Origin of the sequence: Leifsonia sp. ALI-44-B, assembly GCF_001984125.1 — a bacterium.
Classification (GTDB): domain Bacteria; phylum Actinomycetota; class Actinomycetes; order Actinomycetales; family Microbacteriaceae; genus Okibacterium.
Window position 1 is genome coordinate 848,938 of the sequence record NZ_MTQL01000006.1, and the last position, 23,700, is coordinate 872,637.

The following is a 23,700-nucleotide window of genomic DNA, read 5'->3' on the forward strand; positions in this document are numbered from 1 at the left end:
ATCCGTCGCACCGACAACAGCCGCCTCGACGCGCCCAAGGGTCTGCGCCCCTCGGTGCTGCCCGCCCGCAACCGCGAATCGCGCGACCGCTTCGGCCGCGCCACCGAATGGGTCGCGCGCGCCATGGGTACGCCGTGGTTCCTGCTCATCCTCACGTTCTTCTGCCTCGTGTGGATCGGCTACAACACGTGGGGCCCCGAGAACTTCCGCTTCGACTCGGCCGCGCTCGGCTTCACGGCGCTGACCCTCATCCTGTCGCTGCAGGCGTCCTACGCCGCGCCCCTCATTCTGCTCGCGCAGAACCGCCAGGACGACCGCGACCGGGTGCAGATCGAGCAGGACCGTCAGCGCGCCGAGCGCAACCTCGCAGACACCGAATACCTGGCGCGCGAGGTCGTCGCGCTGCGCCTGGCGATGAAAGACATGGCCTCGAAGGAGTTCATCCGGCAGGAGCTGCGCTCGCTGCTGGAGGAGCTCGAGAAGGATCGGCCGGAGCACGAACAGACGGGAACCGCCGGCGATGGCGGGCGCTGACCTGAGCGCCGCCCAGCCCGACGACGCGCTGCCCGACGACGCACTGCAAGACGACCCGCTGCCCGACCCCGTCGTCCAAGACTCCGCCGAGCAAGACTCCCCCATTGCGGCGCTGATCCGCCGGGCGCTCGACGGCGTCATCGACCCCGAGATCCGCAAACCCATCACCGAGCTCGACATGGTGGGCGACATCCGCGTGGGCGAGGCGGGTGAGGCCGATGTCGCGATCAAGCTGACGATCGTCGGATGTCCCGCAGCAACGGCCATCGAACGTGACGTTACCGCGGCCGTCGCCGGCGTGCCCGGAGTCACCGATGCCCGAATCTCCGTCGGCGTCATGACCCCCGTCGAGCGACGAGCCCTCACCGAGAAGTTGCGCGGAGACGGCGCCCGTCGCGAGATGCCCTTCGGCCCCGGCACCCTCACGCGCGTCATCGCCGTGACGAGCGGCAAGGGTGGCGTGGGCAAGTCGACGCTCACGGCCAACCTCGCGGCCGAGCTTGCCTCCCGTGGTCTGCGCGTGGGCGTGGTCGACGCCGATGTGCACGGTTTCAGCATCCCCGGCGTGCTGGGTCTCGTCGACGCCGCTGGCCGGGCCCCGCGCCCCACGCGCGTCGACGACATGATCCTGCCGCCCGTCGCACACGGTGTGAAGGTCATCTCGATCGGCATGTTCGTCGACGACACGCAGGCGGCCGTCGCGTGGCGCGGGCCCATGCTGCACCGCACCATCGGGCAGTTCCTCACCGACGTCTACTTCGGCGATCTCGACGTGCTGCTGCTCGACCTGCCGCCCGGCACGGGCGATGTGGCCATCTCGATCGGGCAGTTGCTGCCCAACGCCGAGGTGCTCGTCGTGACCACACCGCAACCGGCCGCCGCGGATGTCGCGGAGCGCAGCGGTGTCGTCGCGCGCCAGACCGGCCAGCGCGTCGTCGGCGTCATCGAGAACATGTCGGGTCTGGCCCAGCCGGACGGCAGCGTGCTGCACCTCTTCGGCGAGGGCGGCGGCGCGCAGGTGGCCGAGCGTCTGGGCGCGTCGGTCGGCTCCCCCGTGCCGCTCCTAGCGCAGGTTCCCCTCAGCGTTGCGCTCCGCGAGGGCGGGGATGCCGGAGCCCCCGTCGTTCTCAGCGACCCGTCCGACCCCGCCAGCGTCGCCATCCGCGCAGCGGCGGATCAGCTGCTCGCGGTCGGCCGCGGCTTGGCGGGCCGCAAGCTCGGCTTCAGCACGCGCTAGAGCGCATACGCGGGCTCAGTTGGGCGGGGTGCGACGGCGCGCAGCACTCCGCAGCCGAGGTCCTGGGCATCTCTGCTCGTGCCGCTGAGGCGGAGGCGGAGGCGGAGGGCTTCGCTCTCGCCGCCGAGCAGCCACGTCCGGCCCGCGCTCTCGAAGTCGCCTAGGTAGCTTCGCTGTCGAAGGGCGGGGCTCCGACAGCCTCGCCGCGCTGGAGGCGTCCGACGCGGTCGCTGGCGGCGGCCAGGGCCACAGCACGGGGTGCTGCGGAGGCGTTCATAGCCGGCGATGTGGCGGCCCCGGCATCCGGCGCACTCAGGCGGGGAGGCGGTGCCGGCGCGTCTTCTTCGAGCAGGGCCTCGCGGATGATGCGGCGCGGATCGTATTGCCGCGGGTCGAGCTTCTGCCAGTCGACGTCGTCGAACTCGGGGCCCATCTCGTCGCGCATGCGATCTTTCGCCCCGCGCGCCATATCGCGCACCGTGCGCACGAGCTTGGCGAACTGCGCGGCGTAGTGCGGCAACCGCTCGGGACCGAGGATGAAGACGGCAATGACCCCGATGATGAGGAGCTTTTCGAAAGTCAGGCCGAACACAACATCAGACTACCGCGCCGCGCCTCACCGCCGGCCGCGAGTTCCCCCGATATCCTGACGTCAAACATCCCTGGGAGCAACCGTGTCAGAGCAAGATTCGAACTGGAAGTACGCCGACCAGATCGTCAACGAGGCCGAACCGATCGCGCGCGCCCGTCGGCACGCCCTCGAGATGGGCATCGAGCCGATCTCGCCCGCCGTCGGTGCGCAGAGCGCCCTGATCGCGGCCGCCACGAATGCCCAGAACATCGTCGAGATCGGCACGGGAACCGGCGTGTCGGGCCTCTGGCTGCTGTCGGCTTCGCCGCGCGCCGTGCTGACCTCGATCGAGGCCGAGACCGAACTGCAATCGGTGGCCCGCCAGTCGTTCACCGACGCGGGCATCGCGCCCAACCGCGTGCGCCTCATCACGGGCCGCGCGCTCGACGTGCTGCCCCGCATGAACGAGAACTCCTATGACATCGTCTTCGTCGACGGCGACCCCGCTCAGGTGATCGAGAACGTCGAGCACGGCTTGCGTCTCGTCCGACCCGGCGGAACCGTGCTCGTGCCGCGCGCCCTCTGGCGCGGACGCGTCTCCGACCCTGCCCAGCGCGACGAGGTCACCACGTCGTTCCGCACGCTCGTGCAGGAGATCGCCGCATCCGACGCCGTCGTGGCAGCCCTCTCCCCCGTGGGCGACGGCCTGCTGCAGCTGACGACGCGCTACTGACCCAGACCGCCCGGCGCACGCGAGGCGCTTAACGAACGAAGGGCGGATGCTGAAGCATCCGCCCTTCAATCGTTCGGGTTGATCAAGCTCCGGAGACTACTCCGGCCAGTGCATCGTGCAACTCTTTTGCTTCGGCATCATTCACCGAGACGACGAGTCGGCCCCCACCTTCGAGCGGTACGCGCACAATGATGAGCCGACCCTCCTTAACAGCCTCCATTGGGCCGTCTCCGGTCCTTGGTTTCATCGCTGCCATGCGATCCCCTTTCGTGGCTAAGTACTCCCTATTATCCGGTGTCGAGCCGCCCTTTACGAAATCGCGCGACAGTGAACTACAGGTGTCGAGCGAGTAATGCTCGTTACGGCGGCGTCCAATCGGCGCCGTTCACGCGCCAACACCACTCGAGCCACACCCATTGCCCGGCCACGCTCAGGACGACGAGGGCCACGCGGTAAACCTTATTCTTGGGGATCGCCAGCGCGCCGAGGAGGGGGAACATCGGCGCCAGCAGCCGGAACGTGCTCGACTGCGGGAAAAACACCGCGAGGAGATAGAGCGCGTAACTCGCCAACCAGAGCCGCAGGTCGACGCCCAAACGCTTCACGAGCGGCGTGAACAGGATGAGGGCGAACGCCACGACGAGCGCGACGAGGAAGATCGTGCCGTAGACGGGCCCGAACCACCAGTGGAAGCCCTGGATCCACGGAGTGAAGGGCAGCAGCTCCTGATAGCCGATGTAGTCGGCACGCCACGACAACTCGGTTTGCGTATACGAATGGATGTCGCCCGTCACGATGCCGGCGATGGCGGGCCAGGCGAATCCTGCCACGAGTGACACCGCCGTCGCTCCGACAGCCGCCGCGATCTGCCGCGGCGGGAACGGATCTCTGCGACGCGTGAACCAGCGGTAGACCACGTGCAACCCGAGGAACAGTGCGAAAGCCAGGCCCGTCGGCCGCACGAACGACATGACGACCACGACGGGGATGAGCGCGACATACCGCCGCTCGAGCGTGAGATAGAGGGCCAGCGCGATGAAGAAGAGCTGCATCGACTCGGCGTAGCCCACCTGCAGCACGGGCGAGGCGGGTGCGACCGAGAACAGCACGACCGCGAACAGCGACGAGCCGTGCCCCTGCACGCGCCGCATGAGTTTGTAGAACAGGAGCGCGGCACCGAACCCGAAGGCAATGGCGACGACGAGGGATGCGGCGTTCCACTCGAGCCCCGTCACGGTCATGAGCCCGCGCACCGTGAACGGGTACACGGGCATGAACGCCCACGCGTTCTGCTGCACGTGGCCCTCGGCGCTGATCGGCAGCACTGACGGATAGCCCGAGAACGCGACGATGTTGTACCACCGGCTGTCCCACATGGTGGCGAAGGCGCCGTAGTCGGGCGATGCGCCCGTCCACGCGTTCATGAGCTGCCCGCGCGCGAACCCCATCATGATGAGAGTCGTGACGCCGCGCGCGGCCGCGAAGATGAGAAGGACTTGCGCCCACCAGGGCAGGCGCGCCCAGCGTGCGATCACCGAACCGTCCCGGCACCAGGAGCGGCACTGGCACTGGCACTGGAACTGGCACTGGCACTGGCACTGGCACTGGCACTGGCACCGTCATTGGCACCGGCAGCCCGGGTGTCGTCTGCCGCCTGGAGCCACGACCGCAGCCCGGCCTCGCAGTCGAGGATCTGCTGCACCGGCACGCGCTCGTCGTCCGCATGCGCCTTCACCGGGTCGCCGGGGCCGTAGTTGACGGCGGGCACGCCGAGGGCCGAGAATCGGGCCACGTCGGTCCACCCGTATTTGGGCTTCGGGGCGCCGCCGACAGCCTCGGCGAAGGCCCGCGCGAGCGGCGCGTCGAGCCCCGGCCGAGCACCCTCGGCGCGGTCGACGACCGTGATGTCCCACGCGCCGAACAGTTGCTCGAGGTGCGCGATCGCCTGGTCGGCCGTCTTGTCGGGGGCGAAACGATAGTTGATGTGGACCATGCACTCGTCGGGGATCACGTTGCCCGCGATGCCGCCCGAGATGCCCACGGCGTTCAAACCCTCGCGGTAGACGAGCGAATCGACCTCCACCTGAGCGGCCTCGTAGCGCGACAGCACGTCGAGCACGGGCGCGGCCGCGTGGATGGCGTTCACCCCGACCCAGCTGCGGGCCGAATGCGCGCGCGTGCCGAATGTTCGCACCTCGATGCGGACGGTGCCATTGCATCCGCCTTCGATCTGGCTGTTGGACGGCTCGCCCAGAATGGCGAAGTCGGCCTCGAACAAATCGGGGCGCGCCGCGGCGAGGATGCCCAGGCCGTTGAGCTCGGACGACACCTCCTCGTTCTCGTACCACATCCACGTGATGTCGACCCGGGGGTCGGTCAGCTCGACAGCGAGCTTCAGCTGCACGGCCACGCCCGACTTCATGTCGACCGTTCCCCGGCCCCACAGATAGTCGGCGCCGTCGATCTGCTCCCAGCGTGTCGGCAAGTTGTCGTTGAGCGGCACCGTGTCGATGTGGCCCGCGATGACGACCCGTTCGGCGCGGCCGAGGCGGGTGCGCGCGACGACGTTGTGACCGATGCGGATGACCTCGAGATGCGGCAGCCCCGACACGGCGGCCTCGATGGCATCCGCGAGAGGCCCCTCGTTGCCCGAGACCGACTCGATGTCGCAGATCTGCCGGGTGATCTCGGGCGTGGACTGGCTGAGGTCGAGCGAGGGCGTGGAGACGTCAGTCATGGCATCAGTTTAGGGTGAAGCCGGACACCGATCCTGGGCGTCACACGCGAACCCGTGTCGGCACCATTCGCTAGCCTGGAGACATGACCAGCGCGCAGACCTCCCCCGCCGACGAGACCGCCCGACCGACATCCGCGTGGGGTTACGGCCTCGCCACCATCGCCGCCGACGGCACCGTGCTCGACACGTGGTTCCCCGAGCCACAGCTCGGCCGCATTCCCGAGGGCCGCGAGCGATGGATCGCCCCCGCCGAGATCGAGGCGCTGGCCGGCGACGACGAGCGCCGCAACGTGCGCGTCGACATCGTGACGGTCGAGATCGACCTCGATGCAGCCCCCGCGTCCACGCCTGACGCCTACCTGCGGCTGCACCTGCTGTCGCACACACTCGTGGCGCCCAACACGCTCTCGCTCGACGGCATCTTCGGCCACCTGCCCATCGTCGTGTGGACGAACGCTGGCCCCGTGCACCCCGACGACTTCACGCGACTGCGCCCGGCCCTGCAGCGGGCGGGCATCCACGCCACCGCGATCGACAAGTTCCCGCGCCTCATCGACTATGTGACGCCGCGCGGCGTGCGCATCGCGGATGCCTCACGCGTGCGTCTGGGCGCACACCTCGCCCCCGGCACCACCGTCATGCACGAGGGTTTCGTCAACTTCAACGCCGGCACGCTCGGCCAGTCGATGGTCGAGGGCCGCATCTCGCAGGGCGTCGTCGTGGGCAACGGGTCCGACATCGGCGGCGGCGCCTCGATCATGGGCACGCTCTCGGGCGGTGGCACGCAGCGCGTGTCGATCGGCGAGCGGGCACTGCTCGGTGCCAACTCGGGCATCGGAATCTCGATCGGCGACGACAGCGTGGTCGAGGCGGGGCTCTATGTCACCGCCGGCACCAAGGTCGTCGTGCTCGACGGGCAGAAGAAGGCCGACGGCACGCCGCGCACGGTGAAGGCCGTCGAGCTGTCGGGGGTGGCCGGGCTGCTGTTCCGCCGCAACTCGGTGACGGGCGCCGTCGAGGTGCTGCCCCGCACGGGTGCGGGCGTCGTGCTCAACGAGGCGCTGCACGCCTAACCGCTTCGGCAGCGAGCATCCCCCACGACACACGAGAGCCCCGACCGATCATCCGGTCGGGGCTCTGTCGTGTTCGAGGCGTTCTACCGCTGAGGCAGGTCGCGCGCGCCCGAGCCGATGTACAGCTGCTGCGGGCGGCCGATCTTCGTCTGCGGGTCGGTGTTCATCTCGCGCCAGTGCGCAACCCAACCGGGCAGGCGGCCGATGGCGAAGAGCACCGTGAACATGCGCGTGGGGAACCCCATGGCCTTGTAGATGACACCCGTGTAGAAGTCGACGTTGGGGTAGAGCTTGCGCTCCTTGAAGTAGTCGTCTTCGAGGGCGATCTGCTCGAGCTCTTTCGCGAGGTCGAGCAGCGGGTCGCTGATGCCGAGAGCCTGCAGCACCTCGTCGGCGCTCTCCTTGACGATCTTGGCGCGCGGGTCGTAGTTCTTGTAGACGCGGTGCCCGAAGCCCATGAGCTTCACGCCGTCTTCCTTGTTCTTGACGCGCTCGACGAAGCGTTGAACACTCTCGCCCGAGTCGCGGATCTGCCCGAGCATCTGCAGCACGGCCTCGTTGGCGCCGCCGTGCAGCGGGCCCGAGAGCGCGTTGATGCCCGCCGAGATGGACGCGTAGAGGTTGGCGCCCGTCGAGCCGACGAGGCGAACGGTCGACGTGGACGCGTTCTGCTCGTGGTCGGCGTGCAGGATGAGCAGGCGGTCGAGCGCCTTCGACAGCACGGGGTCGATCTCGTACGGCTCGGCCATGGTGCCGAAGTTCAACTTGAGGAAGTTGTCGACGAAGTTGAGCGAGTTGTCGGGGTAGAGGAACGCCTGACCGAGCGACTTCTTGTGCGCGTAGGCCGCGATGATCGGCAGCTTGGCGAGCAGGCGGATGGTGGTCAGCTCGACCTGCTCGGGATCGTTCGGGTTTGCACCGTTCTCGTAGAACGTCGACAGCGCCGACAGGGCGCTCGAGATGACCGACATCGGGTGCGCGGTGTGCGGCAGCGCCGAGAAGAACCGCTTCAGATCTTCGTGCAGCAGCGTGTGGCGGCGGATCTTCTCGTCGAATTCGGCGAGCTGATCGGCTGTGGGTAGCTCACCATAGATGAGCAACCACGAGACCTCGAGGTACGTGGAGGAGGCTGCCAGCTGCTCGATCGGATACCCGCGGTAACGCAGGATGCCCTGCTCGCCGTCGATGTAGGTGATCTTCGACTTGGTGGCCGCGGTGTTGACGAACCCGTAGTCGAGAGCCGTGTAGCCCGTCTGCTTGGTGAGGCTCGAGACATCCAGGCTGGATGCGCCGTCTACCGACCGCACGAACGGGAACTCGGCCCGACCCCCCGGATAGGTGAGAAAGGCTTTCTCGGTCTCGTTCGGTGACTGCTGGTCGACGTCGCCCACGGCGCCTCCTTGACTTATGTGGCCTTCAGGATGCTGGCGGCGATCCGGTGGTGACCGTGCATCGCTGCCTTATACAGCCTAGACCGCCCGCGCCCCCACTGCGTCATCGTGCAACGATGCTGGAGATCGCCTGGAGGAATCCTCTAGGCGCTTGCGCTGAGCCGCTCGGCCGCCGCAGCGATGCGCTCGTCGGTGGCCGTGAGCGACAGGCGCACGTGCTCCGGATAGAAGTCGCCGTAGAAATGACCAGGTCCCGCAAGAATTCCGAGATCGGCCAGTCGCTCGATGCTCTGCCACGCGTCTCGGCCCTCGGTGACCCACAGGTAGAGGCCGGCCTCGGAGCGATCGATGCGGAAGCCCGCACGCTCGAGGGCGGGGCGCAGAATCTCGCGACGCACGCGGTAACGCTCGCGCTGCTCGGCCACGTGCTCGTGGTCGCCGAGCGCCGTGACCATGGCCTGCTGCAGCGGCGCCGGCAGCATGAGTCCGGCGTGTTTGCGCACCGTGAGGAGGCGACCGATGAGCGTGGCGCACCCGGCAACGAAGGCGGCCCGATATCCGGCCAGGTTCGACTGCTTCGAGAGCGAGTAGACCGACAGCACGTTGCGGCGATCGTCGCCGATCACACGGGGGTCGAGAATCGAGGGGATGGCTTCGACATCCCACGGCGCGTCCCAGCCCAGCTCGGCATAGCATTCGTCGCTCACGATGGTGGCGCCCAGCTCGCGCGCTCGCTCGACCGCCGCGCGCAGCTCGTCGACCGTGAGCACGCGGCCGTCCGGGTTGCCGGGCGAGTTGAGCCACACGAGCTTGGTATTCGCGGGCCACTCGGCGGGATCGTCAGAGGGGAACGCGTCGGCGCCGGCCAGAGCGGCCCCGATGGCATAGGTGGGGTACGCGGCGCGCGGATGCACGATCACATCGCCCTCGCCCACCCCCAGCATGAACGGCAGCAGTGCGACGAGCTCCTTGGAGCCGATGGTCGGCAACACGTTGGCGGGTGTGAGCGTGGAGACTCCGCGACGCTCGGCGTACCAGCGCACAATGGCCTCTTGCAGGGCCGGCGTTCCCGCCGTCGTCGGATAGGCGTGCGCGTCGGTGGCATCGGCCAGGGCGTGGCGAATGAGGTCGGGCGTGGCATCCACCGGCGAACCGATGGAGAGATCGACGATGCCGTCGGGATGCTGTTTCGCCCGGGCCGCGAAGGGAGCCATCTGGTCCCACGGGTAGTCGGGCAGCGGCTGCAGCGCCATGGGCTAGGCCTGGGGAGGCAGCGCGGCGATCACGGGGTGGTCGTACTTGATGACGCCCACCTTGGCGGCTCCGCCGGGCGAACCGACCTCGTTGAAGAACTCGACGTTGGCCTTGTAGTAGTCGGCCCACTGGTCGGGCAGGTCGTCTTCGTAGTAGATGGCCTCGACGGGGCAGACCGGCTCGCACGCACCGCAGTCGACGCATTCGTCGGGGTGGATGTAGAGGGAGCGTTCACCCTCGTAGATGCAGTCGACGGGGCATTCATCGATGCACGCACGGTCTTTAACATCCACACAGGGGAGGGCGATGACGTAGGTCACAGTACTGAGGGTCCCTTCGACGATGACTGGTTCAAGTCTAGGCGCTGTCGCGCGGGCCGAAAGCCGTGGGGCGCGGCCCGGCGGCGTTCTGGCCGAGGTTGCGCGGCCAGGAGATCACGACGACGGCGATGAGGGCGGGAACGACCGACCAGACGATGCCCGTGAGGCCCTGCGGGATCAGCACCGATCCGCCCGCGCTGCGGAAGGAGAACAGCACGATCATGCCGACCACACCCACCGCCGACAGCACCGTGGCGACGCGATCTTCGAGCAGCAGGCGCACGCCCACGAAGAGCGCGGCCATGCCGATGAGCCCGAGCACGAGGCCGACGGGCAGGGCAGCGCCGAAGATCGTCACGGTGATCTGGTGCGCGACCGTGCCGACGGTGCCGAAGATGGCGCCGATGACGAGCGCGAGCACCCAGCCGAAGACGCGGCCTCCCGTGGTGACCTCGTCGCCGCTGCGCTCGACCGTTTCGGCATCCCCCATTTCGCGGGGGCTTTCGAACGCGAACCCCGAAGAACCGGGGGTCTGCGGCGAGGAAGAGGTGGGAGGAAAGGTCACCGGCCGATTGTAGCTGGACAGGATGGGAGTCCCGGGCTAGTGTTCAAGTCGGTAAGGCAAGGCTTACCTCTTCTCACTCCCCCGAGATCGGCCGCTTTCACCGGCGCAGCGTCGACCGTCTCCTGTCTCCACCGAAGGTACCGTGTTCGCGAACTATCTCATCGGGCTCCGCGAGGGCCTCGAAGCCGCACTCATCGTCGGCATCCTCATCGCCTATCTCGTCAAGATCGACCGCCGCGACCTGCTCCCCCGGGTGTGGATGGGCATCGGCCTGGCCGTCGCCGTGTCGCTCGGCGTGGGGGCGATCCTCACGTTCGGCGAATACGGTCTGTCGTTCCAGGCGCAGGAGATCATCGGCGGCGGCCTGTCGATCGTGGCCGTCGGCTTCGTCACCTGGATGGTCTTCTGGATGGGGCGCACGGCCAAGGACCTCAGCCGCAACCTGCGCTCGGGCATCGATCGCGCGGCAGAGGGCGCCGGCTGGGGCATTGTCTTGCTCGCGCTGCTGAGCGTCGGGCGCGAGGGCCTCGAGACGGCGCTGTTCGTCTGGTCGACGGTCGGGCCCAACGCCAGCGGCACGGAGGCGCTCGTCGGCGCCGTGCTCGGCATCCTCACCGCCATCGCGCTCGAGGTGCTCATCTACCGCGGGCTCATCAGCATCAACCTGTCGAAGTTCTTCACGTGGACGGGTTACGCGCTCATCGTCGTCGCCGCCGGCGTGCTGGCCTATGGCATCGGGGACCTGCAAGAGGCCGGCGTGCTGCCCGGGCATTCGTCCACCGCATACGACATCTCGGCCGTCATCCCGCCCACCAGTTGGTACGGCGCGGTGCTCGGCGGCATCGTCAACTTCAACCCGGCACCCACCGTGCTGCAGGTCGCCGGATGGCTGGTCTACATGATCGTGACCGTGCCGCTGTTCTGGCGGCTCACGCGCAAGAAACTCGGCCGCCCGGCCGCGGCACAGGCATCACCAACACCCTCGACATCCGACCGCGCATCCGCATCGGCCAACACCCCCGCTCCAGGAGACATCGCATGAGAAAAACTCACCTCGCCCCCGCTGCCGTCGGAGGCGCCCTGACCCTCGCCGTGCTGCTCTCGGGCTGCGTCGCCAACAACCCCGCATCGTCGGCGCTCACGGTCGACATCACGGATGACGGCTGCAACGTCTCGGCCGCCACCGCTGCCTCAGGTGCCGTGAAGTTCACCGCGAGCAACAAGGGCACCCAGGTGAACGAGTTCTACATCCTGGCCGACGACAAGCTGCGCATCGTGGGCGAGAAGGAGAACATCACGCCCGGCTCGACCGTCGACTACGTGGCCCAGCTCTCCCCCGGCACCTACTACACCGAGTGCAAGCTCGGCATGGTGGGCGCGGGCATCGGCACCTCGAAGTTCACCGTTACGGGCGACGAGGTCGCTCTCTCGGGCACCGACAAGGAGCAGTCCGACACGGCCGTCACCAACTACGTCGCCTACATCAAAGAGCAGACGGATGGCCTCGTCACCAACGTCGCCGCCTTCACCGCGGCCTACGTCGCCGGCAACGACGACGAGGCGCGCGCCCTGTTCCCCACGGCCCGCACCAACTACGAGCGCATCGAGCCCACGGCCGAGGCGTTCGGGGACCTCGACCCCAAGATCGACTTCCGCGAGCCCATGGCCACCGAGGACGGCATCCCATTCACCGGTTTCCACCGCATCGAGAAAGACCTCTGGGCGCCCGCGGGCTTCACGCCCAGCACGCCCGCCGAGCGCCAGGAGCTCGCCGACGGCCTGAACGCCAACGTCAAGCAGCTGTTCGACCTCGTGCGCGAGAAGGACTTCACGGTCTCGCTCTCGGACATCTCGAACGGCGCCATCGGGCTGCTCGAAGAGGTTGCCACATCGAAGATCACGGGCGAAGAGGACGAGTTCAGCCACACCGACTTGTGGGACTTCCAGGCCAACGTCGAGGGCGCCTCGGTGGCCTACGGCAACGTGCGCGACATCGCCGTGTCGAAGGGTGACGACGGCAAGAAGCTCGTCGAGAAGATCGACAAGCAGTTCGACGCGCTGAACAAGCAGCTGGCCGCATACGGCAGCCTCGACGCCGGTTTCGTCACCTACGACCAGCTGAGCACCCAGCAGGTGAAGGAACTGTCCGACGGCATCAACGCGCTGTCCGAGCCGCTCTCGCAGCTCACCCACACGGTTCTCGGAATCGCCGAGTAATCTCGGGCGGGTCTCGTGGCACGCAGCGTCGCGAGACCCCCACCCCGTTCCACCCGGCCGGCCCTCCCCCAGCCCGCCTCCCCGAAAGAAGACGCCCGTGACGACCCCCGACGACCGGATGCCTGACCAGCCCAAGCAGCCGCACGCCTCCACCCAGGCCGACCCTGCTGTCTCGGCCGGCGCACCCGCCGCCTCGGCCTCCTCTGCCACCTCGGCACCCTCTGCAGCGGCGGGCCACTCTGGCGACCCCGCCGCGGCCTCCTCTGCCGCTTTTGCAGCCGCCGGCCACTCGGGCGACCCCGCCACGGATGCTCGGCCGAAGCGCACGCTCTCGCGACGGGGCCTTTTCGGGCTCGCCGGCGCGGCCGCTGGCGGACTCGTGGTGGGTGGCGCCGGAGCCACAGCCGTCGCCCAGGCGACAGCATCCGGAACCTCGGGCGCCGCCGACTCCTACGCGTTCTTCGGCGCGAACCAGGCGGGCATCGTGACGCCGGCGCAGGACCGGCTGCACTTCGCGGCCTTCGACCTCAGTTCGACGGCGTCGCGCCAGGATGTGATCGAGCTGCTGCAGGACTGGACGCTCGCCGCATCCCGTCTCACCCAGGGCCTCGACGTGAGCGAGGACGGAGCGGTCGGCGGCCCTTCTCTCGCGCCGCCCGACGACACGGGCGAAGCCCTCGGGCTGCCCGCCGCGGGCCTCACCATCACGATCGGTTTCGGCCCCACCCTCTTCACGTCGCGCGATGGCATCGACCGTTTCGGCATCGCCGACAAGAGGCCCGCCGCCCTCGTCGACCTGCCGCACTTCTCGGGCGACACGCTCGACGACGCGCAGTCGGGCGGCGACCTCTGCATCCAGGCATGCGCCGACGACCCGCAGATCGCCGTCCACGCCATCCGCAACCTTTCGCGCATCGCCTTCGGGCGCGCCTCGCTGCGTTGGTCGCAGCTGGGCTTCGGCCGCACGTCGTCGACCTCGACCGCTCAGGCCACGCCGCGCAACCTCTTTGGCTTCAAGGACGGCACGGCCAACATCAAGCTCGAGCAGCCCGAGATCGTCGACGATCAGGTCTGGGCTCAGAAGACAGACGGCGCGGGCTGGATGGCGGGCGGCTCCTACCTCGTCAGCCGCAAGATCCGCATGCTCATCGAGAACTGGGACCGCGTGGCGCTCGGCGAGCAGGAGCGCGTCGTGGGCCGCGACAAGGGCGAGGGGGCACCGCTCTCGGGCGGCACCGAGTTCACCGAGATCGCGCTCGACAAGACCGGGGATGACGGTCGCTCCATCGATACGGCCGCTCACGTTCGCCTCGCACACCCCAGCCAGAACAAAGGCCAGCAGCTGCTGCGCCGCGGCTACAACTTCGTCGACGGCAACGACGAGCTGGGCCGCCTCAACGCCGGGCTCTTCTTCATCGCCTACCAGCGCGACCCGCGCACCCAGTTCATCCCGATCCAGCGCCAGCTCTCGCAGAACGACCTCATGAACGAGTACATCAAACACGTCTCGTCGGGCATCTTCGCGGTGCCGCCGGGCGCCCGCAACGCCGACGACTACATCGGCTCGACGCTCTTCGGCTAGTCCTGCGGCGTGGGACCAGGTCATCCGTGGCCCGTGCCGCTTCGCCGCGCCCGCTCACCGATCTCCCGGGTCGACCGCCGTTGCGCGTTAACGGCGGATGCCCCGGGCCGTGGGGCTCGGGGCATCCGATGTGGAGCGTTGCTCGTCGTGACGAGTGTTACTCGGACTGCTTCTTCAGGCGCGAGGTGTTGCGCGCGCGGGCCTGAGCGTCGAGCTCGACCTTGCGGATGCGAACGGCCTCGGGCGTGACCTCGACGCACTCGTCTTCGCGAGCGAACTCGAGGCACTCTTCGAGCGACAGCTGACGCGACGGCGTCATCGACTCGAAGGTGTCCGACGTGGACTGACGCATGTTGGTCAGCTTCTTTTCCTTGGTGATGTTGACGTCCATGTCGTCGGCGCGCGAGTTCTCGCCGATGACCATGCCCTCGTAGACCTCTTCGGTCGGGTTGACGAAGAACGTCATGCGCTCCTGCAAGGCGATGATGGCGAACGGCGTGACGACGCCCGAACGGTCGGCCACGATGGAGCCGTTGTTGCGGGTGACGATGGCGCCGGCCCACTCGTCGTAGCCGTGCGAGATGGCGTTGGCGATGCCCGTTCCGCGCGTGATCGTGAGGAACTCGGTGCGGAAACCGATGAGGCCGCGCGACGGGACGATGAACTCCATGCGCACCCAGCCGGTGCCGTGGTTGGCCATGTTCTCCATGCGACCCTTGCGGGCGGCGAGGAGCTGAGTGATGGCGCCGAGGTATTCTTCGGGGCTGTCGATCGTGAGGTGCTCGTAGGGCTCGTGCACCTTGCCGTCGACGCGCTTCGTGACCACCTGGGGCTTGCCCACGGTGAGCTCGTAGCCTTCGCGACGCATCTGCTCGACGAGGATGGCGAGGGCCAGCTCGCCGCGGCCCTGCACCTCCCACTTGTCGGGGAAGCCGATGTCGAGAACCTTGAGCGAGACGTTACCGACGAGCTCGCGGTCGAGGCGGTCCTTGACCATGCGGGCCGTGAGCTTGTGGCCCTTGACCTTGCCGACGAGCGGCGAGGAGTTGGTGCCGATGGTCATCGAGATGGCCGGGTCGTCGACCGTGATGGTCGGCAGGGGGCGCACGTCGTCGGGGTCGGCGAGGGTCTCACCGATGGTGATGTCGGGGAAACCGGCGACGGCGACGATGTCACCGGGGCCAGCCGACTCGGCCGGGTAGCGGTCGAGGGCCTTGGTGATCATGAGCTCGGTGACGCGCACGTTGTGCACGGAACCGTCGTGCTTCACCCAAGCGACCGTCTGGCCCTTCTTGATGTGACCCTGGAAGATGCGCAGCAGGGCGAGGCGACCGAGGAACGGCGACGCGTCGAGGTTGGTGACGTGGGCCTGCAGCGGGTGCTCGTCGTCGTAGACGGGAGCGGGGATGTGCTCGAGGATGGCCTCGAACAGCGGCTCGAGGTCTTCGTTGTCGGGCAGCTCGCCGTTTTCGGGCTTGTTCTGGCTGGCGGCACCGTTGCGGCCCGACGCGTAGACGACGGGGACGTCGAGCACGGTGTCGAGGTCGAGGTCGGGCACGTCATCGGCCATGTCGGACGCGAGGCCGAGGAGGAGGTCCTGGCTCTCGGAGACGACCTCGTCGATGCGCGCATCGGGACGGTCGGTCTTGTTGACCAGCAGGATGACGGGCAGCTTGGCCTCGAGCGCCTTGCGGAGCACGAAGCGCGTCTGGGGCAGGGGGCCCTCGGATGCGTCGACCAGCAGCACGACGCCGTCGACCATGGAGAGGCCGCGCTCGACCTCACCACCGAAGTCGGCGTGGCCCGGGGTGTCGATCACGTTGATCGTGATGGGACCCTCGGTGGCGTGCTTGCCGTTGTAGGAGATCGCCGTGTTCTTGGCGAGGATGGTGATGCCCTTTTCGCGCTCCAACTCGTTGGAGTCCATGGCGCGCTCTTCGAGGTGCGCGTGCGCTTCGAAGGAGTTGGTCTGACGGAGCATGGCATCGACCAGGGTGGTCTTACCGTGGTCGACGTGAGCCACGATGGCTACGTTGCGGAGGTCGTTGCGCGAGGCAAGCGCCATGAAGAGATTCCTTACCGGGTGTGTGCCGCGTGGATTCTCACACGACGAAAGTGGATGGTAGTGCCAGAAGTGGCCCAAAATACCATTCTACTGTACCGGGCCAAATTAACGGCTAGGTACGATGGCGTGACCGCAAGACGCCGAGCCGAGGACATCGTGACCCCTGCACAGAACCCCGACCATTCCGCCGACGAGGCGCCCGCTGCACGCCGATCTGATGACCGTTTTGTGCGCATTCGCACGCGTTCGTCGTGGTGGATCTGGGGTTTTCTCGCGATTCTGACGGCGTTCTTCCTGGGCGACGCCGTGGTGCGCGGCGCGTGGGGTTTCGTGCTGCTGGCGCTGCCCTGGATGGCCCTGGTGCTGTGGGGCACGTGGGTTGTTCTGGTGCGGCCGAGCGTGACCTTGCGGCCCGACCGGCTCGTGGTTCACAACGTTTTCCGGGTGCACGACATTCCCTGGGCCGCCGTGTCGCGCCTCACCGATCGCTTCCAGCTCGTCGTCGAACTCGCGGATGGCCGCACGCTCGTCAGCTGGGGAGCCCCGACGGGTGGTCTCGGCAAGGCGTCCGTCTCGGGCGACGCCGCGGGCGTCACGATCGTGCGCGACAACGCCGAGGCCCCGCGCGACGGCCGCCGCACCATGGCCGACCGGCGCGGCCGTTCGGCCTCCACCCCCACCACGCAGTCGGTCGTCGACAAGGTGCGCCGCGCGTGGAACACCAGCACCGCGAAGAAGACGTCCCCATCGGCGTCACAAGCTCAGGCGCTGCCCCAGGCCCACGTGGATGCTGTGGCCGTCGGTGTCACAGTCGCCATCGTCGTCTGGTGCGCCATCACGGCGGGCGTCTCGACGCTGCTCTAGTCCCGTCAACGAAAAGGCCGGGCCGCGACGTGATGCCGCGGCCCGGCTTTTTCGTGTCTCGATGCGGTGTCTGCGGCGTGGCCGCTCACCGATCGAACGGGACTAAATACCGAGCTGGATGCCCGCTCCCGGGATGGCCTCGAGAAGCGCCTTGGTGTACTCCTGCTGCGGGTTCTCGAACACCTCGTCGGTGGTCGCGGCTTCGACGATCTTGCCGGACTGCATGACGGCCACGTTGTCTGCGATCACGCGCACGACCGCGAGGTCGTGGGTGATGAACAGGTACGTGAGCTTCAGCTCTTCCTGCAGCTCGGCGAGCAGCTGGAGGATCTGCGCCTGCACGAGCACGTCGAGCGCCGAGACGGCCTCGTCGAGGATGACGATGTCGGGCTTCAGGGCCAGTGCACGCGCGATGGCGATGCGCTGACGCTGTCCGCCGGACAGCTCGTTCGGGTAACGCGAGACCACCATTTGCGGCAGCGACACCTGGTCGAGCAGCTCTTTCACGCGGGCGCGCTGCGTCTTGCGGTCGCCGACCTTGTGCACGCGCAGCGGCTCGGAGATGATGTTGCCGATCGACTGCAGCGGGTTAAGCGAGCCATACGGGTCTTGGAACACGGGCTGCATGCGGCGACGCAGCGCCAGCAGCTCGCGGCCCTTGAGCCCGTTGATGGTGTCGCCGTCGATGACGATGTTGCCCGACGTGGCTTCTTCGAGCTTCAGCAGCATCTTGGCCACGGTCGACTTGCCCGAACCGGACTCGCCGACGAGAGCCGTGGTGGTGCCGCGCTCGACGTTGAAGCTGACCTTGTCGACCGCGGTGAAGTCGATCGACCGGCCGGAACCCTGACGGATCTTGAACACCTTGGTGACGTCGTCGACCACGATCGCGTTGCCGCGGTGACCCTCGGCCGCCTGCGCCTCGGCCCGCGACGCCGCCTGGGCGATGAGGTCGAGGTTGCTGTCGGCTTCTGGGCGGTGCTGGATGTCGACGAGGTCGGCACCGGTGGCCTGGATGCGGCGCGACGCCAGGCTGGGCGCTGCGGCCACCAGCCGCTGCGTGTAGGGGTGCAGCGGGTTCTGCAGGATCTCGACCGACGGACCCGACTCGACGACCTGACCCTTGTACATGACGACGAGCTGCTCGGCGCGCTCTGCAGCGAGACCGAGGTCGTGCGTGATGAAGATCACGGCCGTGTTCGAGTCGCGCGTGAGCGTTTCGAGGTGGTCGAGGATGACGCGCTGCACCGTGACGTCGAGAGCCGAGGTGGGCTCGTCGGCGATCAGGAGCTTCGGGTTGGCCGCGAGGCCCATGCCGATGAGCACGCGCTGACGCATGCCGCCCGAGAACTGGTGCGGGTACTGCTTGAGGCGGCGCTCGGCATCCGAGAGACCGGCCTCTTTCAGCACCTCGATGGCGCGCTTCTTGACGTCTTTGCGACCCTTGGCGATGCCGTTGGCGCGGACCGCTTCTTCGACCTGGAAGCCGATGTTCCACACCGGGTTGAGGTTCGACATCGGGTCCTGCGGCACGAAACCGATCTGGCTTCCGCGGATGTCTTCCATCTTCTTCTCGGAGACCTTGGTGAGGTCGACACCGTCGAAGAAGATCTCGCCACCCGTGATCTTGCCGCTGCCGGGGAGCAGGTTGATGATGGCCGAGGCCGTCGTCGACTTGCCCGAGCCGGACTCGCCGACGATCGCGAGGGTCTGGCCCGCGTTGAGCGTGAGGTTCGCGCTGCGGACAGCCTTCACCTCACCGTCTTGCGTGCGGAACGAGACGTCGAGGTTCTTGATCTGGAGGAGTGGTTCGGTCATCGCAGTGCCCTCGCCTTCGGGTCGAGTGCGTCGCGAACGGTCTCACCGAGCATGATGAAGGCGAGGACCGTGAGCGACAGAGCGAGTGACGGGTAGATCAGCACCTGGGGAGCCTGGCGCAGAGTGGTCTGGGCCTGGCCGATGTCATTACCCCAGGACATGACGCTCGAGGGCAATCCGACACCCAGGAAGGACAGCGTCGCCTCGGCGACGATGGCCGACGCCAGCGAGATCGTCGTGATGACGATGACGGGGGCGATCGAGTTGGGCAGCACGTGCTTCCACAGGATATTGAAGCGCTTGACGCCGATGGCCGTTGCAGCCGTGACGTAGTCGGCGTTCTTCACCCGCAGGATCTCCGACCGGAGCACACGGGCCGTCGCCGGCCAGGCGAAGATTCCGATGGCGAGCGAGATCACCCACACGTTGCGGTTCGAGGAGAAGACCGACATGATCACGACGGCCGCGAGGATGTAAGGAATCGAGAAGAAGATGTCACCGGCGCGCGACAGGACGGCGTCGATCCATCCACCGTAGAAACCGGCGAACGCACCGAACAGGATGCCGAGCGTGAACACCAGCACGGTCACGATGATGCCGACCGAGAGCGACGTCGACGTGCCGTAGATGATGCGCGCGAAGACGTCGCAACCCTGGCGCGTGAAGCCCAGGATGTGACCCTCGCTCGGGCCCGCGTTGCTGTTCGACAGCTCGCAGTTGTCGTTCGGCGCGGTCTGCGTGAACAGACCGGGGAACAGAGCGACGATCACGACGAGCAGGATGATGACGGACGAGATCCAGAACATCGGGCGGCCCCGCAGATCGCGCCAGGCGTCGATCCAGAGGTTGGACGGCTTGCCGTCGGTTTTGACGGAGTCGATGGCGACGAGAGGGGTCTCCTCGAGCGGCGCGACGAAGTGCCCGGGTGAGGGCTTCTGTGTGCTATTTGGCATAACGGATCCTTGGGTCGAGCACTGCGTAGAGCAGATCGACTAAGAGGTTGACGACCAGGTAGATCAGGACCATGACGGTGACGAAGGACACGACGGTGGGTCCTTCACCCTTCAGGATGGCCTGGTAGAGCGTGCGACCGACACCGGGCACGTTGAAGATGCCCTCGGTCACAGTGGCGCCCACCAGCAGAACACCGAAGTCGGTACCCAGGTAGGTGACGACGGGGATCAGGGAGTTGCGCAGGATGTGCACGGGGACGATGCGCTTCGAGGAGAGACCCTTGCTGTACGCGGTGCGCACGAAGTCGAGGTTCTTGGTCTCGATGACCGAGGAGCGCGTCAGGCGCACGATCTGGGCGAAGCTGATGCTCGCCAGCACAAGGGCCGGCAGGATCAAGTCCTGTATCGGTGCACCTGCGCCGACGGTGGGCCGGAACCATCCGAGTGCGATGCCCAGGAAGTACTGGCCCAGGAACGCCGTGACGAAGATCGGCAGCGAGATGAGGATCAGGCTAACGACGAGGGCGCTCGCGTCGAAGATGCCGCCCTTGCGGATACCCGAGACGAGACCGATCAGGATGCCGGCGATCATCTCGAACAGGAGGGCGAGGATCGCGAGGCGGATCGTGACCGGGAAGGTCTGCGCCAGGATCTCGGTGACCGGCTGACCGGAGTAGGAGACGCCGAAGTCGAAGCGGAAGATGCCGCCGAGGTAGTAGAGGTACTGAACGAAGAACGGTTCGTTCAAGTGGTATTGCTCACGCAGCTGCTCGAGCAGCGCGGGGTTGGGGGTCTTGTCGCCGAAGAGCGCCAACAGCGGGTCTCCGGGCATGGCGAAGACCATGAAATAAATCAAGAACGTTGTTCCCAGCAAGACTGGGATCGCCTGCAGGAGGCGGAACAGGATATATCGGGCCATATCCTAGCTCGCCGTTCCTTGGTGCTTACTCATGTGAAGTTGAACCTATCTTTGAGGGCGATTGCGCCGCTGGTGGCGGACGCGTCGTGGGGCGGCAGCGGGTAAGCTGCCGCCCCACATCGCTAGCTGGTGGAACGTGACGGTCAAACCGTCAGACTACTACTAGCCCTTGGTCACGTCATAGTAGAGCGGAACGGAGTTCCAGCCGAACTTGACGTTGTCGACATCCTCGCCGTAGCCACCGTTGACGTTGGCGTACCAGAGGGGGATGACGGGCAGGTCTTCCATGAGGATCGCCTGAGCGTCCTGGAAGTCCTTGTTGGCGGCCTCTTCAGAGGTTTCGCCCTGGCCCTTCTTCAGCAGCGCGTCGAACTCGGGGTTCGAGTAGTCACCGTCGTTGGAGCCGGCGTTGGTCGCGTACAGCGGGCCGAGGAAGTTGAACAGACCCGGGTAGTCGGCCTGCCATCCGGTGCGGAACGCGGTCTGGATGGTGCGGTCGGTGATCGCGGTGCGGACCTCGGCGAAGGTCGGCGAGGGAGCGCCGGACGCGTCGATCTTCAGCGTGTTCTTCAGCTGGTTCGACACGGCGTCGACCCAACCCTGGTGTCCACCGTCAGCGTTGTACGCGATCTGGAAGGTGCCGGTCCACGGGGAGATGGCGTCTGCCTGGTCCCAGAGTTCCTTGGCCTTCTTGGCGTCGAACGTGAGGACCTCGTTGCCCTTGATGTCTTCGGAGAAGCCATCGATGACCGGGGACGTGAAGTCCTTGGCCGGGGTGCGGGTGTCCTGGAAGATCACCTTCGTGATCTCGTCGCGGTTGATGGCCATGGAGATGGCCTGACGACGCAGCTTGCCCTCTTCACCCGAGAAGTGCTCGAGGCGCTCCGGGATGGCGAAGGACTGAAAGATGGCTGCAGCCTGGTTGACGGCACGGTCGCCCAGGTCGCTCTCGTAGGAACCGAAAGCGGAGTCCGGGATGGCGTCGAGGATGTCGAGGTTGCCGGCGATGAGGTCGGAGTACGCGGCGTCCTGCTGAGCGTAGAACGTGATGGTGAGACCACCGTTCTTCACCTCGCGTCCACCCTTGTAGTCGTCGTTCTTCACGAGGGCGATGGACTCGTCGTGCTTCCACGCGCCTTCGCCGTCGAGCTTGTACGGGCCGTTGCCGACCGGGTTCTGGCCGTAGGCGTCGATGTCTTCGAACGCAGCCTTGGGCAGCGGGTAGAAGGCCGAGTAGCCGAGGCGCAGCGGGAAGTCAGCCGTGGGCTGCTTCAGCGTGACCGTGAAGGTGGTGTCGTCGACGACCTTGAGGCCGGACAGCGTGGCGACGTTCTCGTCGTAGCTGAAGCCTTCGATGTCTTCGAAGAAGTAGCTCGAGAGCTGCTTGTTGTCGAGGGCGGCGCCGTAGTTCCAGGCGTCGACGAAGTTCTGAGCGGTGACGTCTTCACCGTTGGTGAAGGTGTTGCCTTCCTTCAGCTTGATGGTGAAGGTCTGCGAGTCGTCGGTGTCGATCGACTCAGCCATGTCGTTGACCGGCTTGCCATCGGCGTCGTAGTAGACGAGGCCCGCGAAGAGCGCGTCCAGGATCTTGCCGCCGCCAACTTCGTTGGTGTTGGTGGGGATGAGCGGGTTCTGGGGCTCGCTGCCGTTGGTGGTGATGATCGCGGATGCGTTGGCCGACGGCTTGCTGTCGGTTGCGCCTCCACCGGAGCAGCCGGTCAGGGTCAAAGCCCCGGCTGCGACCAGCGCCACGGCCGTCAGGCCGATGCGGTTGATTCTCAATGTTCCTCCTGTGCAATGGATGCAGCGCCGGACAGAGTTATGCCCTGACTGGCGTGCTGGATAAGAATGACGATAAGTAGCGCTCCTCGAATTTCCAAACGCAAGCTGCGAATCGTTACACACCGGAAACGCGATTGCCGGAATTTTGCACGTTGCGCACAAAATGTGCGGCGTACCGACATCCACCACACAGAAAGAGCGGGGCTCGCAATGATGAACAGCGAACCGAAGGACAATCTGCCTCCCGTTCACCCCGCCGTTACCGGGCGACAGAGGCTTTTCGAGGGGCGCGCGGCCCTGCCCGGGGAGCGAGCGCGGGTGTGGTGGGAGATCGCGATCGTGCTGGGCTTGTCGCTCGGGGCATCCGCTGTGTATTCGATCGTGTCGCTGCTGTCGATCGTGACGGCGGGCAAGACGCTTGCGGGGTCGAGCACATCGCTCAACAGCAGTCAGTCGCCCCGAGAGTGGCTCGACTTCACCTACCAATTCCTGTCGCTGTTCTTTGCGCTCGTGCCCGTTGCCCTGGCGTTGTATCTGCTGTGGCGGCCGGGGCGCAGCGCTTTTCGGCGCGTGGGGCTCGACCTGACGCAGCCCGGGCGCGATCTCGGGCGGGGCCTGCTGCTGCTGGCCGTCATCGGGGTGCCGGGCATCGCGTTCTATGCCGTGGGGCGGATGCTGGGGCTCACGGTCGCCGTGAACGCCGCACCCCTCGAGGGCTACTGGTGGACCATCCCGATGCTCATCTTCTCGGCCATTCGCGCGGGGTTGCAGGAGGAGGTCATCGTCGTGGCCTACCTGTTCGAGAAGCTGCGGCAGCTGGGATGGAACACGTGGTCGATCATCCTGTCGACGAGCCTGTTACGCGGCAGTTATCACCTGTATCAGGGCGTGGGGCCGTTCGTGGGCAACGTCGTGATGGGTGTGGTTTTCGGGTGGTGCTATCAGCGCTGGGGGCGCGTGATGCCGCTCGTCGTGGCGCACGCGATCATCGACATCGTGTCGTTCGTCGGGTACCCGCTGGCCGCGGCGTGGTGGCCCGGCATCTTCACGGTCGGATCGTAGAGAACGCGTCGGCCGCTCGATCG

22 protein-coding genes are annotated in these 23,700 nt (G+C 66.9%); 9 read left to right on the forward strand and 13 right to left on the reverse strand.

Features of this window, described 5'->3' with window-relative positions; translation table 11 throughout:
• Both ALI44B_RS04970 and ALI44B_RS04975 read left to right on the forward strand, forming a co-directional pair.
• A complete protein-coding gene (locus ALI44B_RS04970) occupies positions 1-534 on the forward strand; it encodes a DUF1003 domain-containing protein (protein ID WP_077053991.1) in 534 nt (177 codons plus the stop codon).
• Positions 521-1,771 (forward strand): P-loop NTPase, encoded by a 1,251-nt coding sequence (locus tag ALI44B_RS04975; protein ID WP_143458982.1) that lies wholly within the window; start codon positions 521-523, stop codon positions 1,769-1,771. Before ALI44B_RS04970 ends, ALI44B_RS04975 begins: the two co-directional genes overlap by 14 nt.
• A gap of 160 nt (positions 1,772-1,931) precedes the next feature.
• Here ALI44B_RS04975 and ALI44B_RS16365 read toward each other — a convergent pair whose 3' ends face one another.
• On the reverse strand, positions 1,932-2,363 hold the full coding sequence (locus ALI44B_RS16365; RefSeq protein WP_077053563.1) for a twin-arginine translocase TatA/TatE family subunit: 432 nt from the start codon (positions 2,361-2,363) through the stop codon (positions 1,932-1,934).
• An 82-nt stretch (positions 2,364-2,445) separates the two neighbouring features.
• On the opposite strand from ALI44B_RS16365, the gene ALI44B_RS04985 reads away from it, so the two are divergent.
• Positions 2,446-3,075 carry an O-methyltransferase gene (locus ALI44B_RS04985; RefSeq protein WP_077053564.1) on the forward strand — a complete coding sequence of 210 codons (630 nt, stop codon included), beginning with the start codon at positions 2,446-2,448 and terminating at the stop codon, positions 3,073-3,075.
• 82 nt (positions 3,076-3,157) lie between these two features.
• On the opposite strand, the gene ALI44B_RS04990 is transcribed toward ALI44B_RS04985, so the two are convergent.
• The 3 genes from ALI44B_RS04990 to dapE form a co-directional block, all read right to left on the reverse strand.
• Positions 3,158-3,331: a DUF3117 domain-containing protein gene (locus tag ALI44B_RS04990; protein ID WP_077053565.1), complete on the reverse strand. Its 174-nt coding sequence runs from the start codon at positions 3,329-3,331 to the stop codon at positions 3,158-3,160.
• A gap of 103 nt (positions 3,332-3,434) precedes the next feature.
• A complete protein-coding gene (locus tag ALI44B_RS04995) occupies positions 3,435-4,610 on the reverse strand; it encodes a putative hexosyltransferase (RefSeq protein WP_077053566.1) in 1,176 nt (391 codons plus the stop codon).
• A complete protein-coding gene (dapE, locus tag ALI44B_RS05005; RefSeq protein ID WP_083709538.1) occupies positions 4,607-5,812 on the reverse strand; it encodes a succinyl-diaminopimelate desuccinylase in 1,206 nt (401 codons plus the stop codon). Before dapE ends, ALI44B_RS04995 begins: the two co-directional genes overlap by 4 nt.
• 83 nt (positions 5,813-5,895) lie before the next feature.
• Between dapE and dapD the strand changes: the two genes are divergently transcribed.
• On the forward strand, positions 5,896-6,885 hold the full coding sequence (gene dapD, locus ALI44B_RS05010; protein ID WP_077053567.1) for a 2,3,4,5-tetrahydropyridine-2,6-dicarboxylate N-succinyltransferase: 990 nt from the start codon (positions 5,896-5,898) through the stop codon (positions 6,883-6,885).
• A gap of 83 nt (positions 6,886-6,968) precedes the next feature.
• Here dapD and ALI44B_RS05015 read toward each other — a convergent pair whose 3' ends face one another.
• The 4 genes from ALI44B_RS05015 to ALI44B_RS05030 all read right to left on the reverse strand — a co-directional run bounded on the left by ALI44B_RS05015 (position 6,969) and on the right by ALI44B_RS05030 (position 10,415).
• Positions 6,969-8,276, reverse strand: a complete 1,308-nt coding sequence (locus tag ALI44B_RS05015; RefSeq protein WP_143458985.1) for a citrate synthase — start codon at positions 8,274-8,276, stop codon at positions 6,969-6,971.
• A gap of 143 nt (positions 8,277-8,419) precedes the next feature.
• Positions 8,420-9,529, reverse strand: coding sequence for a succinyldiaminopimelate transaminase (gene dapC / locus ALI44B_RS05020; RefSeq protein ID WP_077053569.1), 1,110 nt, complete (start codon positions 9,527-9,529; stop codon positions 8,420-8,422).
• Positions 9,530-9,532: 3 nt separating this feature from the next.
• Positions 9,533-9,850, reverse strand: a complete 318-nt coding sequence (gene fdxA / locus ALI44B_RS05025) for a ferredoxin (protein WP_077053570.1) — start codon at positions 9,848-9,850, stop codon at positions 9,533-9,535.
• 37 nt (positions 9,851-9,887) lie between these two features.
• On the reverse strand, positions 9,888-10,415 hold the full coding sequence (locus ALI44B_RS05030; RefSeq protein ID WP_238592065.1) for a DUF6113 family protein: 528 nt from the start codon (positions 10,413-10,415) through the stop codon (positions 9,888-9,890).
• A gap of 142 nt (positions 10,416-10,557) precedes the next feature.
• On the opposite strand from ALI44B_RS05030, the gene efeU reads away from it, so the two are divergent.
• From efeU to efeB, 3 genes are all read left to right on the forward strand, one after another.
• A complete protein-coding gene (gene efeU, locus ALI44B_RS05035; RefSeq protein WP_077053571.1) occupies positions 10,558-11,457 on the forward strand; it encodes an iron uptake transporter permease EfeU in 900 nt (299 codons plus the stop codon).
• Complete coding sequence (efeO, locus tag ALI44B_RS05040; RefSeq protein WP_077053572.1) at positions 11,454-12,632, forward strand: iron uptake system protein EfeO; 1,179 nt, start codon at positions 11,454-11,456, stop codon at positions 12,630-12,632. The genes efeU and efeO overlap by 4 nt, the downstream gene beginning before the upstream one ends.
• Positions 12,633-12,729: 97 nt before the next feature.
• On the forward strand, positions 12,730-14,214 hold the full coding sequence (gene efeB, locus ALI44B_RS05045; protein WP_238592073.1) for an iron uptake transporter deferrochelatase/peroxidase subunit: 1,485 nt from the start codon (positions 12,730-12,732) through the stop codon (positions 14,212-14,214).
• 157 nt (positions 14,215-14,371) lie between these two features.
• Here efeB and typA read toward each other — a convergent pair whose 3' ends face one another.
• A complete protein-coding gene (gene typA, locus ALI44B_RS05050; RefSeq protein WP_077053573.1) occupies positions 14,372-16,279 on the reverse strand; it encodes a translational GTPase TypA in 1,908 nt (635 codons plus the stop codon).
• Positions 16,280-16,405: 126 nt separating this feature from the next.
• Here typA and ALI44B_RS05055 point away from each other — a divergent pair, with 126 nt between their 5' ends.
• Positions 16,406-17,143 (forward strand): PH domain-containing protein, encoded by a 738-nt coding sequence (locus ALI44B_RS05055; RefSeq protein ID WP_179100205.1) that lies wholly within the window; start codon positions 16,406-16,408, stop codon positions 17,141-17,143.
• Between the two features lie 102 nt (positions 17,144-17,245).
• Here ALI44B_RS05055 and ALI44B_RS05060 read toward each other — a convergent pair whose 3' ends face one another.
• From ALI44B_RS05060 to ALI44B_RS05075, 4 genes are all read right to left on the reverse strand, one after another.
• The gene (locus tag ALI44B_RS05060) at positions 17,246-18,961 is read right to left on the reverse strand and encodes a dipeptide ABC transporter ATP-binding protein (protein ID WP_077053575.1); all 1,716 of its coding nucleotides are present in this window, start codon (positions 18,959-18,961) and stop codon (positions 17,246-17,248) included.
• A complete protein-coding gene (locus tag ALI44B_RS05065) occupies positions 18,958-19,914 on the reverse strand; it encodes an ABC transporter permease (protein ID WP_077053576.1) in 957 nt (318 codons plus the stop codon). Before ALI44B_RS05065 ends, ALI44B_RS05060 begins: the two co-directional genes overlap by 4 nt.
• Positions 19,904-20,833, reverse strand: a complete 930-nt coding sequence (locus ALI44B_RS05070; RefSeq protein ID WP_077053577.1) for an ABC transporter permease — start codon at positions 20,831-20,833, stop codon at positions 19,904-19,906. Before ALI44B_RS05070 ends, ALI44B_RS05065 begins: the two co-directional genes overlap by 11 nt.
• Positions 20,834-20,995: 162 nt before the next feature.
• Positions 20,996-22,615 (reverse strand): peptide ABC transporter substrate-binding protein, encoded by a 1,620-nt coding sequence (locus ALI44B_RS05075; RefSeq protein WP_077053578.1) that lies wholly within the window; start codon positions 22,613-22,615, stop codon positions 20,996-20,998.
• A gap of 210 nt (positions 22,616-22,825) precedes the next feature.
• On the opposite strand from ALI44B_RS05075, the gene ALI44B_RS05080 reads away from it, so the two are divergent.
• Positions 22,826-23,677, forward strand: coding sequence for a CPBP family intramembrane glutamic endopeptidase (locus tag ALI44B_RS05080; RefSeq protein ID WP_238592075.1), 852 nt, complete (start codon positions 22,826-22,828; stop codon positions 23,675-23,677).
• Positions 23,678-23,700 lie beyond the last annotated feature (23 nt).

Coding starts and splice junctions, on each gene's coding strand:
- ALI44B_RS04975 (WP_143458982.1), top strand. CDS start 521: ATGGCGGGCGCTGACCTGAGCGCCGCCCAGCCCGACGACGCGCTGCCC.
- ALI44B_RS04990 (WP_077053565.1), bottom strand. CDS start 3,331: ATGGCAGCGATGAAACCAAGGACCGGAGACGGCCCAATGGAGGCTGTT.
- dapE (WP_083709538.1), bottom strand. CDS start 5,812: ATGACTGACGTCTCCACGCCCTCGCTCGACCTCAGCCAGTCCACGCCC.
- dapD (WP_077053567.1), top strand. CDS start 5,896: ATGACCAGCGCGCAGACCTCCCCCGCCGACGAGACCGCCCGACCGACA.
- dapC (WP_077053569.1), bottom strand. CDS start 9,529: ATGGCGCTGCAGCCGCTGCCCGACTACCCGTGGGACCAGATGGCTCCC.
- efeO (WP_077053572.1), top strand. CDS start 11,454: ATGAGAAAAACTCACCTCGCCCCCGCTGCCGTCGGAGGCGCCCTGACC.
- typA (WP_077053573.1), bottom strand. CDS start 16,279: ATGGCGCTTGCCTCGCGCAACGACCTCCGCAACGTAGCCATCGTGGCT.
- ALI44B_RS05060 (WP_077053575.1), bottom strand. CDS start 18,961: ATGACCGAACCACTCCTCCAGATCAAGAACCTCGACGTCTCGTTCCGC.
- ALI44B_RS05065 (WP_077053576.1), bottom strand. CDS start 19,914: ATGCCAAATAGCACACAGAAGCCCTCACCCGGGCACTTCGTCGCGCCG.
- ALI44B_RS05070 (WP_077053577.1), bottom strand. CDS start 20,833: ATGGCCCGATATATCCTGTTCCGCCTCCTGCAGGCGATCCCAGTCTTG.
- ALI44B_RS05080 (WP_238592075.1), top strand. CDS start 22,826: ATGATGAACAGCGAACCGAAGGACAATCTGCCTCCCGTTCACCCCGCC.